Source organism: Paraburkholderia sp. CHISQ3, from assembly GCF_030464945.1.
In the GTDB taxonomy this organism is placed as follows: Bacteria; Pseudomonadota; Gammaproteobacteria; order Burkholderiales; family Burkholderiaceae; genus Paraburkholderia; species Paraburkholderia megapolitana.
On the sequence record NZ_JALPRG010000006.1, the window covers coordinates 351,500 to 366,999 of the forward strand.

At 62.1% G+C, this 15,500-nt stretch carries 13 protein-coding genes; 7 read left to right on the plus strand and 6 right to left on the minus strand.

The genetic code is table 11. From position 1 onward, the window contains the following. Positions 1 to 329 precede the first annotated feature (329 nt). Both M0D65_RS16540 and M0D65_RS16545 read left to right on the plus strand, forming a co-directional pair. Complete coding sequence (locus M0D65_RS16540; RefSeq protein WP_266253647.1) at positions 330 to 1,172, plus strand: CmcJ/NvfI family oxidoreductase; 843 nt, start codon at positions 330 to 332, stop codon at positions 1,170 to 1,172. Continuing rightward, positions 1,169 to 1,807, plus strand: coding sequence for a 2-hydroxychromene-2-carboxylate isomerase (locus tag M0D65_RS16545; RefSeq protein WP_266253648.1), 639 nt, complete (start codon positions 1,169 to 1,171; stop codon positions 1,805 to 1,807). Before M0D65_RS16540 ends, M0D65_RS16545 begins: the two co-directional genes overlap by 4 nt. A gap of 13 nt (positions 1,808 to 1,820) precedes the next feature. Here M0D65_RS16545 and M0D65_RS16550 read toward each other — a convergent pair whose 3' ends face one another. Then, positions 1,821 to 2,732, minus strand: coding sequence for a LysR substrate-binding domain-containing protein (locus M0D65_RS16550; protein WP_266253795.1), 912 nt, complete (start codon positions 2,730 to 2,732; stop codon positions 1,821 to 1,823). Between the two features lie 167 nt (positions 2,733 to 2,899). Here M0D65_RS16550 and M0D65_RS16555 point away from each other — a divergent pair, with 167 nt between their 5' ends. Continuing rightward, a complete protein-coding gene (locus tag M0D65_RS16555; protein WP_266253649.1) occupies positions 2,900 to 3,859 on the plus strand; it encodes an acyltransferase family protein in 960 nt (319 codons plus the stop codon). Between the two features lie 15 nt (positions 3,860 to 3,874). Here the strand turns inward: M0D65_RS16555 and M0D65_RS16560 are convergent, their stop codons facing one another. The 3 genes from M0D65_RS16560 to M0D65_RS16570 all read right to left on the minus strand — a co-directional run bounded on the left by M0D65_RS16560 (position 3,875) and on the right by M0D65_RS16570 (position 6,862). Further along, positions 3,875 to 4,348 carry a nuclear transport factor 2 family protein gene (locus tag M0D65_RS16560; RefSeq protein WP_266253650.1) on the minus strand — a complete coding sequence of 158 codons (474 nt, stop codon included), beginning with the start codon at positions 4,346 to 4,348 and terminating at the stop codon, positions 3,875 to 3,877. 325 nt (positions 4,349 to 4,673) lie between these two features. After that, positions 4,674 to 4,934, minus strand: a complete 261-nt coding sequence (locus M0D65_RS16565; RefSeq protein WP_091015492.1) for a DUF2866 domain-containing protein — start codon at positions 4,932 to 4,934, stop codon at positions 4,674 to 4,676. 203 nt (positions 4,935 to 5,137) lie between these two features. Beyond that, on the minus strand, positions 5,138 to 6,862 hold the full coding sequence (locus M0D65_RS16570; RefSeq protein ID WP_266253651.1) for a penicillin-binding protein 2: 1,725 nt from the start codon (positions 6,860 to 6,862) through the stop codon (positions 5,138 to 5,140). Positions 6,863 to 7,589: 727 nt separating this feature from the next. On the opposite strand from M0D65_RS16570, the gene aepX reads away from it, so the two are divergent. The 4 genes from aepX to M0D65_RS16590 all read left to right on the plus strand — a co-directional run bounded on the left by aepX (position 7,590) and on the right by M0D65_RS16590 (position 13,887). Further along, positions 7,590 to 9,293 (plus strand): phosphoenolpyruvate mutase, encoded by a 1,704-nt coding sequence (gene aepX / locus M0D65_RS16575; protein ID WP_266253652.1) that lies wholly within the window; start codon positions 7,590 to 7,592, stop codon positions 9,291 to 9,293. Continuing rightward, complete coding sequence (gene aepY / locus M0D65_RS16580; RefSeq protein ID WP_266253653.1) at positions 9,290 to 10,513, plus strand: phosphonopyruvate decarboxylase; 1,224 nt, start codon at positions 9,290 to 9,292, stop codon at positions 10,511 to 10,513. The genes aepX and aepY overlap by 4 nt, the downstream gene beginning before the upstream one ends. Continuing rightward, positions 10,513 to 11,580, plus strand: a complete 1,068-nt coding sequence (locus M0D65_RS16585) for a 2-aminoethylphosphonate aminotransferase (RefSeq protein WP_096725925.1) — start codon at positions 10,513 to 10,515, stop codon at positions 11,578 to 11,580. The genes aepY and M0D65_RS16585 overlap by 1 nt, the downstream gene beginning before the upstream one ends. 639 nt (positions 11,581 to 12,219) lie before the next feature. After that, a complete protein-coding gene (locus M0D65_RS16590) occupies positions 12,220 to 13,887 on the plus strand; it encodes a DUF2957 domain-containing protein (RefSeq protein ID WP_266253654.1) in 1,668 nt (555 codons plus the stop codon). 194 nt (positions 13,888 to 14,081) lie between these two features. On the opposite strand, the gene M0D65_RS16595 is transcribed toward M0D65_RS16590, so the two are convergent. Both M0D65_RS16595 and M0D65_RS16600 read right to left on the minus strand, forming a co-directional pair. After that, positions 14,082 to 14,798 (minus strand): PIG-L family deacetylase, encoded by a 717-nt coding sequence (locus M0D65_RS16595; RefSeq protein WP_266253655.1) that lies wholly within the window; start codon positions 14,796 to 14,798, stop codon positions 14,082 to 14,084. 34 nt (positions 14,799 to 14,832) lie between these two features. Next, on the minus strand, positions 14,833 to 15,435 hold the full coding sequence (locus tag M0D65_RS16600) for an NTP transferase domain-containing protein (RefSeq protein ID WP_266253656.1): 603 nt from the start codon (positions 15,433 to 15,435) through the stop codon (positions 14,833 to 14,835). Positions 15,436 to 15,500: the final 65 nt, after the last annotated feature.

Here is a 15,500-nt window from a genome sequence, read left to right on the forward strand (position 1 = left end):
GGGGGCGAAGGCGGACTCCTCATCTGCCACCGATCTTGTCACGGCCTCGTGGATCGATAGATTCACGGGGCTTTTCTTTTTGGTGTGCCCGCGAAGCTTTCGCATGCGTCCAGCTCATGTGAGCCGCACCGAAATGTCGTTTGAGCGTGCATCGACCGTCGGCTTCAATGGTTGCATCGACCGACCGGGTCGCACGGCAATCGTGCTGCGCGGCCGCCGCGGTCCGCTTGCATGGAGCCGGTATGAACACCTCATTGGAGCCGCAGTCCGCGGTTGCTGCTACAGGTTCTGCTTCAGGTCCTGCTTCAAGTCCTGATACGCAGCCTGTCATGGCATTTCTCAGCTATCTCGTGCCAACAACGACGCGCCCAGTCAGCTACGCGTACGAGCCGCCGTCCGGCGTGCCCTGGGAAAGCGCGGAGTATGAGCGTCGCCCGATGCCGATCACGGATGCGCGCAGCTTCGCACAACCTCCGTCGATTCATCGCGAGGGTTTCGAATTGCGCGCCGCACCCACCGCGGTGAAAGACTTTCTCGACGCAGACGTCGTGAAGACCGTTTACTACCGGGAAGCCATGGAACTGGCGCTTGCAGTAACAGGCGCGTCACGTGCGTGGGTTTTCGATCATCTGGTGCGCCGGCGCGAAGCGGGACGCGCGGCCCTCACGTTCGGGCGGCGCGGCGCCGACGGACTGGCGGCGGCCAATGGACGCATTCACAACGACTATACCGAGGCATCGGGCCGCGCCCGACTGCAACGCGTGCTGTACACACAGGGTGTATCCGGTGCAGCCGCACGCGTGCGGCGTTACAGTATCGTCAATATCTGGCGATCGATTCGCGGTACCGTGCTCGATACACCGCTGGCAGTCTGCGATGCGCGCAGCGTGATGGCGGCTGACCTCGTCGAAAGCGAAGTACGCTATCCGCAGCGCACTGGCGAGATTTACACCGCGCTGCATTCGCCGATGCATCGCTGGTGCTGGTTTTCGCAGATGACTCGCGATGAAGCGCTGGTATTCAAGCAGTACGATGCGCAGATTAGCGGGGTGGCCCGCTACACGCTGCACACCGCGTTCGATCATCCGTTCACCCCGGCAGATGCGCCGTTACGCGAAAGCATCGAACTGCGGTGCCTGGTTGCCTACGACGTAGAGGAGGAGATTCGATGACTACCGATGCATCGGCCGATAATCGAGCCACTAAGCCAGCCACGATCGATTTCTGGTTCGACTTCGCCAGCAACTATAGCTATCTCAGCATCATGCGCATCGAGGCGGCCGCGGCGCAGCGCGGCGTGACGGTGCGCTGGCAGCCGTTCCTGCTAGGGCCGATCTTCCAGGCCCTCGGCTACGACACGTCGCCGTTCGTCGCGCAGAAGGAGAAGGGCGCCTATGTGTGGCAGGACATGGTGCGCGAGTGCCGCAAGTACGGTTTGCAGTGGGTTCGGCCGAGTGCGTTCCCGCGCCACTCGCTGCTTGCGTTGCGGGTGGCCCTGGTCGGTGCGCGGCAACCGTGGATCGGCGAGTACTGTCGGCAGATCACGCTGCGTAACTTCGCGCAGGACCGCGACATTGCATCGGCGGACGATGTCGGCGACGTGCTCGCGCAACTCGGCTTACCCGCTGCACAGATTCTGGCCGACGCACAGGGCGACGAGAACAAGCTCGGTTTGCGTAGACAGACGGAGCGCGCGCAGGCGAAAGGTATTTTCGGTGCACCGATGTTCTTCGTCGGCGACGAGATGTTCTGGGGCAACGATCGTCTCGACGATGCACTGGCGTTCTGCGCATCGCCGAACGCATAACCTGTGGGTCGACCTACTGCAATTGCGCGCGTGCCTGTTCTACGATCCACTCGGCCACGCGTCCAACTTCATCGCGCGTCCGTTCCTGCGCGTGGATCAACCAGTAGGCATGCGCAGTTTCGGCAGCCGGACGTGGCGGCGCAAGCTGCAGGAGCCGGCCTTCGTCGAGCAACGGACCGATCAGTTCGAGCCGTCCGAGCGCAACGCCATGTCCCGCGAGCGCGGCGTGGATCACCTGATCGTACTGGTTGAAATGCAGCATCCCGTGCGGCTTCGCGTCCTGCCAGTCGCGCGCAGCGAGCCAGTCATGCCAGCGCAGCCACGGGTGCTGCGCATCGTCGAATTCGAGCAGCGACAACCGCGTGAGCGTGCGCGGCGAACGTAGCGCACGCAGGCCGACCGAAGGATGCGCGACCGGCGCGATCGTCTCGCCGAACAGCCGCACCGCGCCGCGTGGTGCAAGCGAAGCCGTGGTATAGCGGATCGCGAGATCGATATCGTCGCGGCGCAGATCGGCGATGCTGTTGTTCGCGCTGACGCGTACATCGACTCCCGGATATTGCTGCTGAAAGGCGCGCAACCTGGGCAGCAGCCACAACCCGGTGAAGCCGATGCTCGAACTGAGCGTGACCGGCCGTGCCGCGCCAGCCGGGCGGATAACGCCGAACACATCCTGTAGTTGCTGCAGCGCGCTGTCCGCGCTGCGAAACAGCCGCTCGCCTTCGACAGTGAACGCGATAGACCGATGACCGCGCACCAGCAGCCGCACGCCCAGTTGCCGTTCGAGCGCATGCACCTGCCGGCTGACCGCCGATTGCGTTACGCAGAGATCCTGCGCGGCGAGCGTAATGCTCATACGGCGTCCCGCAGCGACGAAGCCGCGGATCAGATCCAGCGATGATAGATGGACGAGCGGAACGGGCATTCCCATGGCGCATGCCTGCAAGGAAGTCGACAGCAAGCATTGAAGCACAGCCGGCGAAACACGGCAAAACAACCCAAACGACGATCCGGCACAAGACAGAATCGTTTTTTCGTCATTTTTACCAGGCTAAGATCACCGGTCATTCACGCAATTGCCGGAGGAGCGTTATGCAGCGAAGTGCAAGCATCGATTTCGCGAAGATCGCGCTGGCCGCGATGGTGGTCGCACTGCACGCCGAAATATTCAAGGAAACCTCCGACTATCTGAGCTTTATTTTCGTCAACGGATTCCTGCGGATCGCTGTGCCGCTGTTCTTTATCATCAACGGCTTTTACTTCTACAACATCGTCGCAAAGGGCAAGCCGCTGTTGCCGTGGGCCAAACGGATGGCGTCGCTGTATGCGGTCTGGATGGTGCTGTATCTACCGTTCTACTATCCGCATCATCCGCAATCGATCAAGGAAGACGTCGAGTTTCTGCTGAAGCTCGTGATCGGTTATCACCACCTGTGGTACCTGGCCGGGTCGCTTGGCGCGGGGTTGGTGCTGTACTGGGTGCGCGGCTGGTCCGACGCGAAGCTACTGACGGCCGCGGTGCTGCTGTTCCTGCTCGGCGCCATTGCCCAGTACGTCTTCAACTACGTCGACAGCAGCCACCTGTATCTAAACAAGCTGTTCAACAACTACTGGTTGTTCCGCAACTTCCTGCTGCTCGGCTTTCCGATGTATGCGATCGGTTTTCTGATTGCGAAGGGGCGGGCGAATGCGCTGTCCGATTCGACGGTGCTGGCGCTGACCGTGCTTGGAGTGTTAGCGCTTTTTGTCGAAAGCTCGCTCATCTACTTCTTCCATCCGGTGCGCGATCACTTCGACAACTGCTTCTCGCTGATTCTCGCGTGTCCGGCCATCTTCCTGTTCGTGCAGCGTCGCGCGGGGACGCTCACCACCGATCTCTACGCGAAGGTCTCCACCGTCATCTATTTCATTCACCCGTACTTCATCTTCGCAATGATGGGGCTCGTGGGGATGCACACTGGGACCGTGCTGTTCCTGATCGCGATCGGGCTGAGCCTGCTCGTCAGCCCGCTGGTCATCGCGCTCGATCGTCGGTTGAAGTTGCTGCTGTAGGCGTTTGCGCGGCGTTCAGCCGCGTTTCGCACGAAACGCGGCGAGCCCCTTGCGGGCCTGCTGGCGGATCGCGTTCTGCACGAACGGTGTCCAGCCCAGCAGCGCGCCTTTGGCACCGAGCGCCTGGCGCGACCAGCGCCACAGATCGAAGCTGTCGCGATGTTCGGCGATAAGACCGTTCGCAAAAACAAAGCGCGCCTGAATGTCGTTGACCACGCGATTGCCGCTCTGCGTGAACACGTAGTGCGCGATCCAGTGCGCGCTCCCGGTTTGTCCATCGGCTACGACATGATCGAACGTGAGCGAGAAATCCTGGGCGCGCTGCGTGAGCATGCGCCACATGTCGCCGATCTCCGCGCCGCGTAACTCGCCGAACGCCGGGTCGCTGAAAACAGCGTCGCTTGCATAGCAGGCGGCCATCGTTTCGGCATCGAGCTTCTGGAAGGCTTCGTAGAAGCGGGTAATCAATGCGGCGTGGGTGTCACTCATGAGGCATGGTCTCCTTTCTGATGGTGTCTGCGTTCTCGTGAAAATTGCCTAAGCGGGCGCAAGCCGTGAGGCGCCGCTCATTTCAACGAGAGGAAAATACCATCTTCCCGACGATCTGCATCGACGCGATGCCTTAATCGGGAAACTGACAGGGGGAGAGAAGAGATTTCGCGGTAACTGCAACGCGGCGACAGATGGCGCTGTTTGTCGCGGATTACCGGTGTGTTCGGGAGGGCAGCGATGACACGCCGGCGCAGCAAGGCCTATATTTGCCGGGGAATGTTTTCTTTGAGCGCGGCCCGGTTGCCGGGCGAGCCGCTGGAACTTACGCCTGCTCGGTTTGCTGGCAAAAGCGCCGTCCCGGTACGTGGGAAATGACGAGTTCGGCAATTTCGGTCGCGGTGTATTCGGCGGGCACTGCACGGCGCCGGCTCTCGGGATCGTGCTTCAGCGTCCATTCGACAACGCGGTATGAGCGGCCCCAGGGGAGTTGTTGCGGTGCCGACACCTTGCACGAATGAATCTGCTGTGCATGAAGGTTGGCGGACATGGCCTGCAGATGGGTAAACACCGCGTCTTCGGTCATGGTTTGACTCCTTTTGCAGGAATGCCTGTGATGTGTCCGGTACGCCGACGACATCTCGAGTTAAAAAAGTGCCGCCTGTACTCCGGCGGCTCAACAGGGGATGTCGAGTGCATGGTTGCAGGGAAGAATTAAGCCAGACTTAAAACGCGGCACCGATGTGTATCGATATGTACAGATATGTGCCGATGTGTACCGCAAACCGGCTATGCATCCGGTGGCACACCGAGCAGTTGCAGTGCGCCGCCTGTCACGGACGCGAACACCGGGCCTGCTACCGTGCCGCCGTAGAACGCCTTGCCGGCCGGATCGTCGATCATCACCGCGACGACGAGACGCGGATCGCTCATCGGCGCCATACCGACGAAAAGCGCGCGATAGCGGTTCTTCGCGTAGGTCGCTCCGATCTGCTTGCGTGCCGTACCGGTCTTGCCGCCGATGCGATAACCGGCCACTTCCGCCGCGCGTCCGGTCCCGCCTGCGCTGGTCGCCATTTCGAGCATCTTGCGGATGGCCGCAGCCGTGGCGGGGGTCGTCACGCGGCGGCTGCTGTCTGCGGAGAGCGGCATGTCGTTCGTATCGTCGAGCAGCAGACGGGCAGGGTGCAGCGTGCCATCACCGGCATACACGGTGTAGACCTGCGCCATCTGCAGCAACGAGGTTGAGAGACCATAGCCGTAGGCCATCGTCGCCTGCTCGATCGGTCGCCAGCGTTGGTACGGACGCACGCGGCCCGCGGCGACGCCAGGAAAGGTCAGTTCCGGCGCGCGACCAAGTCCGTAGTCCTGATACTTCGTCCAGATTGTTTCGGCGGGCAGGTTCAATGCGAGCTTGGCGAGTGCGATATTGCTCGATTTCTGAATCGCTTCGGCCACAGTCATCTTGCCGTGATTCGACGTGTCGTGAATCACACTGGGCCCGATCTTGTAGTACCCAGGCGCCGTATCGATGATGGTTTGCGGCCGTACTTTACCGAGGTCCATCGCTAGCGCGGCGACGATCGGTTTGATGGTCGAACCGGGTTCGAACGTATCGATCACGGCGCGATTGCGCAATTGACGTCCGGTAAGACGTGCGCGGTCGTTCGGATCGAAACTCGGATAGTTGGCGAGCGCGAGAATTTCTCCGTTGCGCGCATCGAGTACGACGACGCTGCCCGCTTGCGCGTCGTGCTTCGCGATTGCGAGCTTCAGTTGTGCGTACGCGAGTTGCTGGATACGGCGGTCGATGGTCAGGTGAATCGTCGCGCCGTTGCGGGCGGGGACGAGCGGTCCGGTTTCGGAGACTACGCGGCCGAGCCGGTCGCGGATCACTTCGCGTTGTCCGGGTACGCCGTTTAACGGATCGTTGGCGGCAAGCTCCACACCTTCCTGGCCGTGGTCCTCGATGTCAGTGAAGCCGACCACGTGCGCGGCGGCCTCGCCTTCTGGATAGAAACGTTTGGTATCGGCGATCTGCGTGATGCCCGCCAATCCGAGCTTGCCGATGTGGTCGGCGGTTTCGGCATCGACCTGGCGCTTGAGCAGCACGAAGCTCCTGTCGCCGGTCAGTCGTCGCCGCAGTTCGGCAAGTGGCAGATCGAGCAGCTTCGCGAGCGGCGCATAGGTGCTGTCGTCGAGCAGTTTCGGTGTGGCCCAGATTTCGTAGGTGGCGAGACTCACGGCGAGCAATGCACCATGCCGGTCGACAATGCGCCCGCGCGTCGCGTCGAGTTCGATGGTGCGCTGATAGCGCTTCTGCCCCTGTTCGACGTAGAAATCCTGATTCACCACCTGAATCCAGAATGCGCGCCCGAGCAGCGCTGCGAATGCCGCGAAGACAACCAGCACGACGAACTTCGAACGCCACATCGGCAATCGCGCCGCGAGCAGGGTGCTGCGTGCCACCGGTGCGTACGAATCGTGAGACTGCGGTTTTTTCTTGTGCGTCATAAGTGCGGTGCAGGGCAGGAACGGGGCGGCGACAGCGTGGAATAGTGGTGCGGCACGAAGTGTAATCGAAACGTAATATTAATAATGCGTTTGCGCAAGAGGTATTCGGACCGAGTGTTCCGCCCGCGAGTCGTGAATTGCGACTGGCAAATCGTGACTGCCGTGTCGGTACGCGAGAGCACATTCAATGTGGATAACGCGCACATCGAAACCGGCGCGTCACACTGCAATGGTCTGATTGTAAAAACCGTGCGGGAGATTCGTTCGATAAGAGCGTCGTCTCCGACGCGGCGTGTTTTAAGGCGCTCACCGTGAGCGCCTTCTTTTTTATTCGCGTAACGCGTAGTCGATGTTTTTCTCGGCTCGCGCAATAAACCGCCGATATAAAAACACACGACACGATCCGCTCTTCCCGGACTCGAAAAACCAAAACATCAGGCGAAATAAAAAGCGGAATGAAAGCCACGTGATGCGCACGATGCAACTCGTCGCAGACCCGCACGGGGCCTGCGTTCGCGGCCGGAAACACCACATTTCTCCTAGCATTTCCACCAATTGCCATAAACATGTCACGTTGCCAACGGCGGTGTTTCATTTCCGCTATAGTCGCGATTTTTGGCCGTCTCCAGACCTGTTGGAAAATGCGGAGAACGGCGCTGCTGCTGCACACAGCGGCCAGCACATCATTCCGCCGCCACTCAGGCGGCTACCCGGAGTAGACAACGAGATGAACGCACGAGACCCCTCCATTCTTACCGCCTCCCGCAGCAGCCGCCTGCGTCAGATGCTCACCAGCAACCAGCTCGAATTCATGATGGAAGCGCACAACGGCCTGTCCGCGCGCATCGTTAAAGAAGCCGGGTTCCGCGCGATCTGGGGCTCGGGCCTCGCGATCTCCGCGCAGTACGGCGTGCGCGACAACAACGAGGCGAGCTGGACCCAGGTGGTCGACACACTCGAGTTCATGGCCGACGCAAGCGACCTGCCCATTTTGCTCGACGGCGACACCGGCTACGGCAACTTCAATAACGTACGACGTCTCGTGCGCAAGCTCGAACAGCGCGGCATCGCAGGCGTGTGTATCGAAGACAAGCAGTTTCCGAAGACCAACAGCTTTATCAACGGCGAGCGTCAGCCGCTTGCGGAAATGGACGAGTTCTGCGGCAAGATCAAGGCCGGCAAGGACTCGCAGTCCGACGACGATTTCTCGATCGTCGCGCGCGTCGAAGCGCTGATCGCGGGCTGGGGCATGGACGAAGCGCTGCGTCGCGCCGAGGCGTATCGCCAGGCCGGTGCCGATGCGATCCTGATCCACAGCAAGCTGTCGCGTCCCGACGAAATCCTCACGTTCGCACGCGAATGGGCCGGCCGCGGTCCGCTCGTGATCGTGCCGACCAAGTACTACTCGACGCCGACCGAAGTGTTCCGCAAGGCCGGCATCAGCGTCGTGATCTGGGCGAACCATCTGATCCGTTCGGCAGCATCGGCGATGCAGGCTGTCGCGAAGGAAATCCACGACAACGAAACGCTCGTCGACGTCGAAGACCGCATTGCGGCAGTCAACGAAATTTTCCGTCTGCAGGATGCCGATGAATATTCGGAAGCCGAGCGCCGCTATCTGTCGGCTTCGCGTGCGACCGGTGCTGCGATCGTGCTCGCGGCGAGCCGCGGTGCAGGACTCGAAGCGCTGACCGAAGAGCGTCCGAAGGTCATGCTGCCGGTGGCGGGCAAGCCGCTGCTGCGCTGGCTCGTCGATGGCTTCAAGAAGCAGGGCGTCAACGACATCACGGTGGTCGGCGGTTATCGTGCCGACGCGATCGATACGGCCGGCATCAAGCTCGTCGTCAACGAACGCCATGCGCAGACCGGCGAACTCGCATCGCTCGCCTGCGCCGCCGATACGCTGCAGACAGACACGGTCATTTCGTACGGCGATCTGCTGTTCCGTAGCTATATCGTGCGTGATCTGGTCGAAAGTGAAGCGGAGTTCAGCGTCGTTGTCGATTCGTCGCTGACGCAGGCGGAAAACAGCAGCGTGCGCGACTTCGCATGGTGCTCAGCCGCCGACGACCGCGGTCTGTTCGGCAACAAGGTGCTGCTGCAACGCATCTCGAGCGAACTGCAGGGCGATGCCGCGAGCGGCACGGCGCCGCAGGGTCGCTGGATCGGACTTCTGAATGTGCGCGGCGCGGGCATCGAACGTCTGAAGGCAGTGCTTGCGCAACTGCGCGAGCGGCCCGATTTCGATTCGCTCGATATTCCGGCGCTGCTCAATGCGCTGATCGATGCGGGCGAGCAGGTCGAAGTGCAGTACGTGCATGGCCACTGGCGCGGTGTGAACGATCTGGAAGACTTCCGTCGCGCCGGTGATTTCGCGCACGCGCAGACGCCGCTCGCATCCGGCGATGCGCAACGCGGGGCTGCGCAATGATCGAAGCGGCACAGTTCGTCGAGGCGGCGCGCGCGCGCGGCTTCGACTGGTATGCGGGCGTGCCGTGTTCGTACCTGACGCCGTTTATCAACTACGTGTTGCAGGATCCGTCGTTGCACTACGTGTCGGCGGCGAACGAGGGCGATGCGGTTGCGTTGATTGCCGGTGTTGCACTCGGCGGCGATGTAAAAGGTGGCACAGCGGGTCGCACACGACGTGGTGTCACGATGATGCAGAACTCGGGGCTCGGCAATGCGGTGAGCCCGCTCACGTCGCTGACGTGGACGTTCCGTCTGCCGCAATTGCTGATCGTCACGTGGCGCGGCCAGCCGGGTGTACCGGACGAACCGCAACACGCGTTGATGGGCCCGATCACACCGGCGATGCTCGAGACGATGGAGATTCCGTGGGAGACCTTCCCCACCGAGGCCGAAGCGATCGGTCCCGCGCTCGATCGCGCGATTGCCTACATGGATGAAACCGGCCGGCCGTATGCACTTGTGATGCAGAAGGGCAGCGTCGCGCCATACGAGCTGAAGCAGGCGCCCGCAGCGTCGCGCGAGGCCGCTCCGGCGGCGCGTAGCGTCACGCGCGGCGTACCGACCGAAGCGCTGCCGACGCGGCAACAGGCATTGCAACGCGTGATCGCGCACACGCCGGTCGACTCGACAGTCGTGCTGGCGTCGACCGGTTTTTGTGGCCGCGAACTCTACGCAATCGATGACCGGCCGAACCAGCTCTATATGGTCGGATCGATGGGTTGCCTCACGCCGTTCGCGCTTGGGCTCGCACTCGCCCGGCCCGATCTGCAGGTGGTCGCGCTCGACGGCGACGGTGCGGCGCTGATGCGCATGGGCGTATTCGCGACGCTGGGCGCCTATGGTCCGGCGAATCTGACGCATGTGTTGCTCGATAACGGCGCACACGATTCCACCGGCGGCCAGGCGACGGTTTCGCCGCAGGTATCGTTTGCGGGTGTGGCTGCGGCGTGCGGTTATGCGTCGGCGGTTGAAACCGACGATCTCGCGGTGCTCGACGAAACGCTCGCGACCGTTGCATCGCCAGCACCGGCAGCCTCGACATCGGCACGCGGTTCGCGCTTCGTCCGCCTCGCGATCAAACGCGGCACCCCCGATGGCTTGCCGCGTCCCACCATTACCCCGCCCGATGTGAAGACGCGCCTGATGCGTCACATCGGCGCTGTGCAAGGAGAGCGTTGATGCTGTTGTTGAATCCCGGCCCTGTCACGCTGACTGAACGCGTGCGCCGTAGCCTGTTGCAAACCGATCTGTGTCATCGCGAGAGCGAGTTCTTCGATTTGCAGGACGAGGCACGCGAGCGTCTCGTGAACGTCTACGGGCTCGACCCCGCGCAATGGTCCGCCGTGCTGATGACGGGTTCCGGTACCGCGGCAGTCGAAAGCATGGTGGCGGCGCTGGTGCCCGAGCACGGCAAGCTGCTGATCGTCGAGAACGGTGTGTACGGCGAGCGGATTGCTCACATCGCCGCGCAATACCGGATCGCGCACGAAGTCGTGAAGCACGAATGGATGGAAGCGCCCGATCTCGCGCGCATCGTGGCGCGTCTCGACGCGGATCGCGGCTTCACGCATGTCGCGGTGATCCACCATGAAACCACCACGGGCCGGTTGAACGATCTGCGGACGCTCGGCGCGGTATGTCGCGAACGCGGTGTGCAACTGCTGGTGGATGGCGTCAGCAGCTTCGGTGCCGAAGCGATCGATTTCAACGACGGTAGCATCGCTGCCGTGGCGGCGACGGCGAACAAGTGTCTGCACGGCGTGCCGGGTGCGGCATTCGTGATCGTGCGGCGCGACGCGTTGGCTCAAGCGGCGAGCCGCACGTTCTATCTCGACCTGAGCCGGCTCGCGCGACTGCAGGACCAGCGTAATACGCCGTTCACGCCGTCGGTGCATGCGTACTACGCGCTTGTCGAGGCGCTGCGCGAACTCGCCGACGAAGGCGGCTGGACAGCGCGCCATGCACGCTACGCGGCGCTGGCCGAGCAGGCACGCGCGGGGCTGGCGGCGCGCGGGATCGGTAGTGCGCTGGCACCGGAACAGTCGTCGGTGGTGTTGCGGGCGTACCGTTTGCCGGATGGCGTGTCGTACCCGCAACTGCACGACGCATTGAAGGCGCGCGGCTTCGTGATTTACGCGGGACAGGGCGGTTTGTCGGCGGAACTGTTCCGCATCTCGACGATGGGCGACATCCATGCCGCCGACGTCGACCGGCTGTTGCAGGGCTTCAGCGAACTTTCGCGCTGAGCGCGTTGAACAGGCTGGGCAGATTGAGCGCCCGGTGTCGAACACGGCATCGAGGCGGCAAGCGTTGACGGCGAGACCTTCGGAGCGACCTCGTCAACGCTGCTGTTGCAGTTGCAGCCGACACATCGCGCTATCTCAGCGTTTGTTTAACACCCCACCTCGCTTCCTTCTACGCAATACGGCGATCCATTCCTGGCCGCGTTCGCTTGATCGCAGCGACCGGCATCATGGCAAAGCCACTCGCGTTTGATGCCATTCGCTTATTGGTGCGCTGCGCCATTATCTTTTTACGCGATTCACTCCGCATGGACGTGCGTTTGAAACGAACCGACCAGCCAGCATGGAGGCTGGAACACGCCCGCGCGGGAGTTTGGATGCACGCCTCTATGTACATTCTTTCTTAACCGGTTTAAGTTTTGCGACGAGTTGCATGTAAAGATCGGGCCAAGGGAGACAATAATGCGAGGCAATGTCCTGCGTACATTCATAGCGCCGCATTCCACGGCTTTAAATTAGAAAAGCATGATCCCGGCGGCCGCGCGTTCCTCGAAATTTCGGGTTTTATTCGAGCGAATATCGTGGCCGGATACGACGGGAACAGCTAGATCATTCAAACGATAAATCCGGAGGAGACAAAAGATGACGCGCATCGTGCGTGACGGTTTTCCCGTCAAAACCCTTGCCGGCATGGCGGTGGCAGGATTGCTGCTGGTTGCATGTAATGGCGATAACCCGGGGAACCCCGGGCCAGTGAACGTGGCGCAATGTTCGGGTGCTGCGTGCGGACCGTCGGGCGGACCGACTTCGCCGCCATCGAATGTCCAGCTTTGCCCGACCTCGCTCGATTATTCGACGACCTACACCGGCGGCACGGGTAGCGGCGAATACATCAAGGTGAAATTCAATTCGACGGCGAGCCCGAAGACGTATCAGATGACGTTCGTGGAGTCGGAAGTGCCGACATCCGCGGGACAGGTCAACAATACGCGTGCCGGATTGACGATTAATGGTACGTACACCACACCGGACGTTTATACGCCAACCGGTTCGACTGGCACGCCGCTCGCACTGCCGAGCGCCGAGCAGAACCGCTGCGCGATCGTGCTGCTAAACGGTACGACCGCCGACGGTACCTACAGCATCACGATCAACCCGGCAGATCCGCCACTCCTGTTTGTCGGGATGGGGATCATGGGTGGTTCGAGCCCGGGTGCGACGATTTCGTACCCTGGTATAAATCTCGGATTGTCGAAACTCGGCGTAGTACCGCCACGGACGTTCGACTCCTTCCCGTTCATCGCTTTCAGCCAGACGGTGACGGATTTCACGAAGGTGGCAGGAACCTACAACGAACTCGGTTTCCGTGTGACGCCAGAAGGCTCGGTTGTCCAGACTGCACCCAGCACAACCCCGGGGGGCGCGCCGCAGAACGCTCAGCTCGGGTGGCAGCCGGATGCGATCCAGGCTTCCGAAACGTTCAAGGCGGATGGCACGTGCGTTCCCGATACGTCGCAGTATTCGTGCAGTTCTACCGGTGCACCATGGACGCTCAGGACCAACGCAGACGGCTCAGCCGATACCGTGTTTAGAAGCGGCATTCCGCCGGGCGCCGCCACGCAGGTTTATCCGGTCATTGGTGGAGGTGTCACTCCGGCAAATGTGCTTGGGACGAACAACGCTCACGGCATCATGATCGTCGGCAACGTAGGTGGGACGATCACGCCTGTCATCATTCGGGTCGGCGAAGGGTTTGTCAGTCCAACCCTGATCGGCTCGGTGCTGGATGACCAGATCGGCATCTCGCTGCTCGCACCGGCTACGAAACTTGCCGCGAGCGATCTGAGCGGCGGGTACGTCGGCGCCAACAGCGTGTCCGCGTGCGGTGTCGTCACTTACGGTGGCCAGTCCTCAACGGCAGAGCCAGGTATTAACGGTGTTTCGTACTTCCCGTCGGAAGGGGCCTGCATCGATGGCAGCGCATCGACAAATGCCGGCGTGAACTCGACAGCCGCGTTGTTCCAGTCGCCCACTGGCGGCCTGCTGAACCCGTTCTCGGCAACGACTTCGTCGAACTTCACGATGGACTTCACGCAGACGCAACCAGGCCTCGTCAAGGTCACGGCGACCACACCGCTCATGTCGGGCAATACGGCGATTTACAAGGCTGGCGACACCGGCGCAATCATCAAGGTCGGTCAGGTGTATGCGCTGTTGATGAACGGCGTGAACCAGCAGTTCACGACGCAGAGCCCGTCTAACGTCAGTGCAGTGAATCCGTTCCTGACGGTCGGTGCATTCGTGCAGTAGCACCGTACAGTGGTCCGGGGGACCGCGTGCCGGAAGGCGCAGCGGTCTCCGTTAGCAAGCGCCGGGGTTACCGGCGCTTTTTTTTCGTGCGTGGTCCGGATGGAGCGGGCGGCGCTCGCGCAACGGCGGCCCTTGTCCGACAGCGTAGGCGATGCGGCGCGCGGTTGTCTGGATTCGACGAACTCCAGCCGCGGCTATTTCCTTGCGCGCCGTGTCGCTGAGCGCGAGACCGTCAGCTGCCAGTAGCGCTCGGCGTTGAATACATCATCGCAGCCATGCGGACCGAACCCGCGCAACTGGCTCTCATACGCCGCGACCGCTTCGTGTTTGATCACCGCCTGGCGTACGGGATCGATCGTATGCGTAGCGGCCGGCTGTGCTGGCGTCGCGACGATGCCGCGCCGCGCAAGATCGTCGAGTTGCGTTTGCACAACCCCCGGATTGCAGCGATGAATCGCGTCCTCGTAAGCGAACCACGACAGATGCGCGAGCCGCGGCAGGATCTCGCAGCACGCGTGGTAGACGAGCAGGTGATCGGGATGAAACAGACCGAGCGGCATCAGCAGCGTGTTCGCAGTCGAGCCGTAGATGGTCTCCTCGAGTGCCGCCGCGAGCTTGCTGATCGACGGCGAATCGAGGTACTGGTTGTCGCGGAACGGCATACGCACCGGAATCGCATCGAGCAGAGACAGCGCGCGGTTGTCTTCGATCGTGCGGGCGTGTATCGCTTCGTGCGCCCCAGAAAAACCGGCCTTGCGGTCCCACTCGGTATGCATATCGTGTTCGGGCGGCGCGGCGAAAACCGTGCAGACAGCCGCATCCGGATGCGTGGCCAGCAACGCGCCGCAACTGAATACGGCGTCGTCGAAATGAGGTGACAGGACAAAGAGGCGCGGGCTGGTTTCGCTCATGAGCTTGTGGAAAGAGGGTGGCGTTGGTGTGCCGCTACGCGTGAGCGCTATCCAGATCCCGCAGATCGTCAGGCGTATCGATATCGCGCAGGATGCCTGGATCGTCGACATCGACACGCGTCACCGCGTGCGCCGCAAACAGCGCGCGCGCGCCCGCATCGCCGTCGAGCGCGAGCAATGCCGCCCGATGCGCGATGCCAAAGCCGGCCGGATGTCCACGCTGGTTGCGATAGAACGGCGCGACCAGCGATGCGCCACCGCCCAGCGCGCTCGCCACCGCTTCGATCGTCGTGGTCGCAATGCGCGGCATGTCGGCAAGCGCGACGATCCAGCTCTCGGCGTCGTCGCAGGCTTCGACGCCCGCCGCGAGACTGGCGCCCATTCCGCGTCCGGCTGCGGCCGAGAACACCACATCGCAGCCCGCATCGTTGAGTTCGCGCGCGAGCGCGTCGCTGCCTGGCCGCACGACGGCAACGACGCGCGGCACGATGAGTTTCAGACGATGCGCAGCCTCGTGCGCAACCGATTTACCTTCGGGCAGACGCGCCAGCAGCTTGTTGTGGATGCCGTCGGGATCGAAACGCGACCCGTAGCCGGCGGCGAGCAGCACGCCGGTGGCAAGCGAAACGTAGGTCATGGGGTGCGCCGAAGAGGGGGAGTGAGGCCGATTGTGCGGCGCAAGTGCCGACGAGGCAAGCACAG

What these genes read in the sequence shown, in the direction of transcription:
- M0D65_RS16565 (WP_091015492.1), bottom strand. Translation starts at nt 4,934, where the DNA reads ATGACCGAAGACGCGGTGTTTACCCATCTGCAGGCCATGTCCGCCAAC.
- M0D65_RS16590 (WP_266253654.1), top strand. Translation starts at nt 12,220, where the DNA reads ATGACGCGCATCGTGCGTGACGGTTTTCCCGTCAAAACCCTTGCCGGC.
- M0D65_RS16600 (WP_266253656.1), bottom strand. Translation starts at nt 15,435, where the DNA reads ATGACCTACGTTTCGCTTGCCACCGGCGTGCTGCTCGCCGCCGGCTAC.
- M0D65_RS16555 (WP_266253649.1), top strand. Translation starts at nt 2,900, where the DNA reads ATGCAGCGAAGTGCAAGCATCGATTTCGCGAAGATCGCGCTGGCCGCG.
- M0D65_RS16585 (WP_096725925.1), top strand. Translation starts at nt 10,513, where the DNA reads ATGCTGTTGTTGAATCCCGGCCCTGTCACGCTGACTGAACGCGTGCGC.
- M0D65_RS16550 (WP_266253795.1), bottom strand. Translation starts at nt 2,732, where the DNA reads ATGCCCGTTCCGCTCGTCCATCTATCATCGCTGGATCTGATCCGCGGC.
- M0D65_RS16595 (WP_266253655.1), bottom strand. Translation starts at nt 14,798, where the DNA reads ATGAGCGAAACCAGCCCGCGCCTCTTTGTCCTGTCACCTCATTTCGAC.
- M0D65_RS16560 (WP_266253650.1), bottom strand. Translation starts at nt 4,348, where the DNA reads ATGAGTGACACCCACGCCGCATTGATTACCCGCTTCTACGAAGCCTTC.
- aepY (WP_266253653.1), top strand. Translation starts at nt 9,290, where the DNA reads ATGATCGAAGCGGCACAGTTCGTCGAGGCGGCGCGCGCGCGCGGCTTC.
- M0D65_RS16540 (WP_266253647.1), top strand. Translation starts at nt 330, where the DNA reads ATGGCATTTCTCAGCTATCTCGTGCCAACAACGACGCGCCCAGTCAGC.
- aepX (WP_266253652.1), top strand. Translation starts at nt 7,590, where the DNA reads ATGAACGCACGAGACCCCTCCATTCTTACCGCCTCCCGCAGCAGCCGC.
- M0D65_RS16570 (WP_266253651.1), bottom strand. Translation starts at nt 6,862, where the DNA reads ATGACGCACAAGAAAAAACCGCAGTCTCACGATTCGTACGCACCGGTG.
- M0D65_RS16545 (WP_266253648.1), top strand. Translation starts at nt 1,169, where the DNA reads ATGACTACCGATGCATCGGCCGATAATCGAGCCACTAAGCCAGCCACG.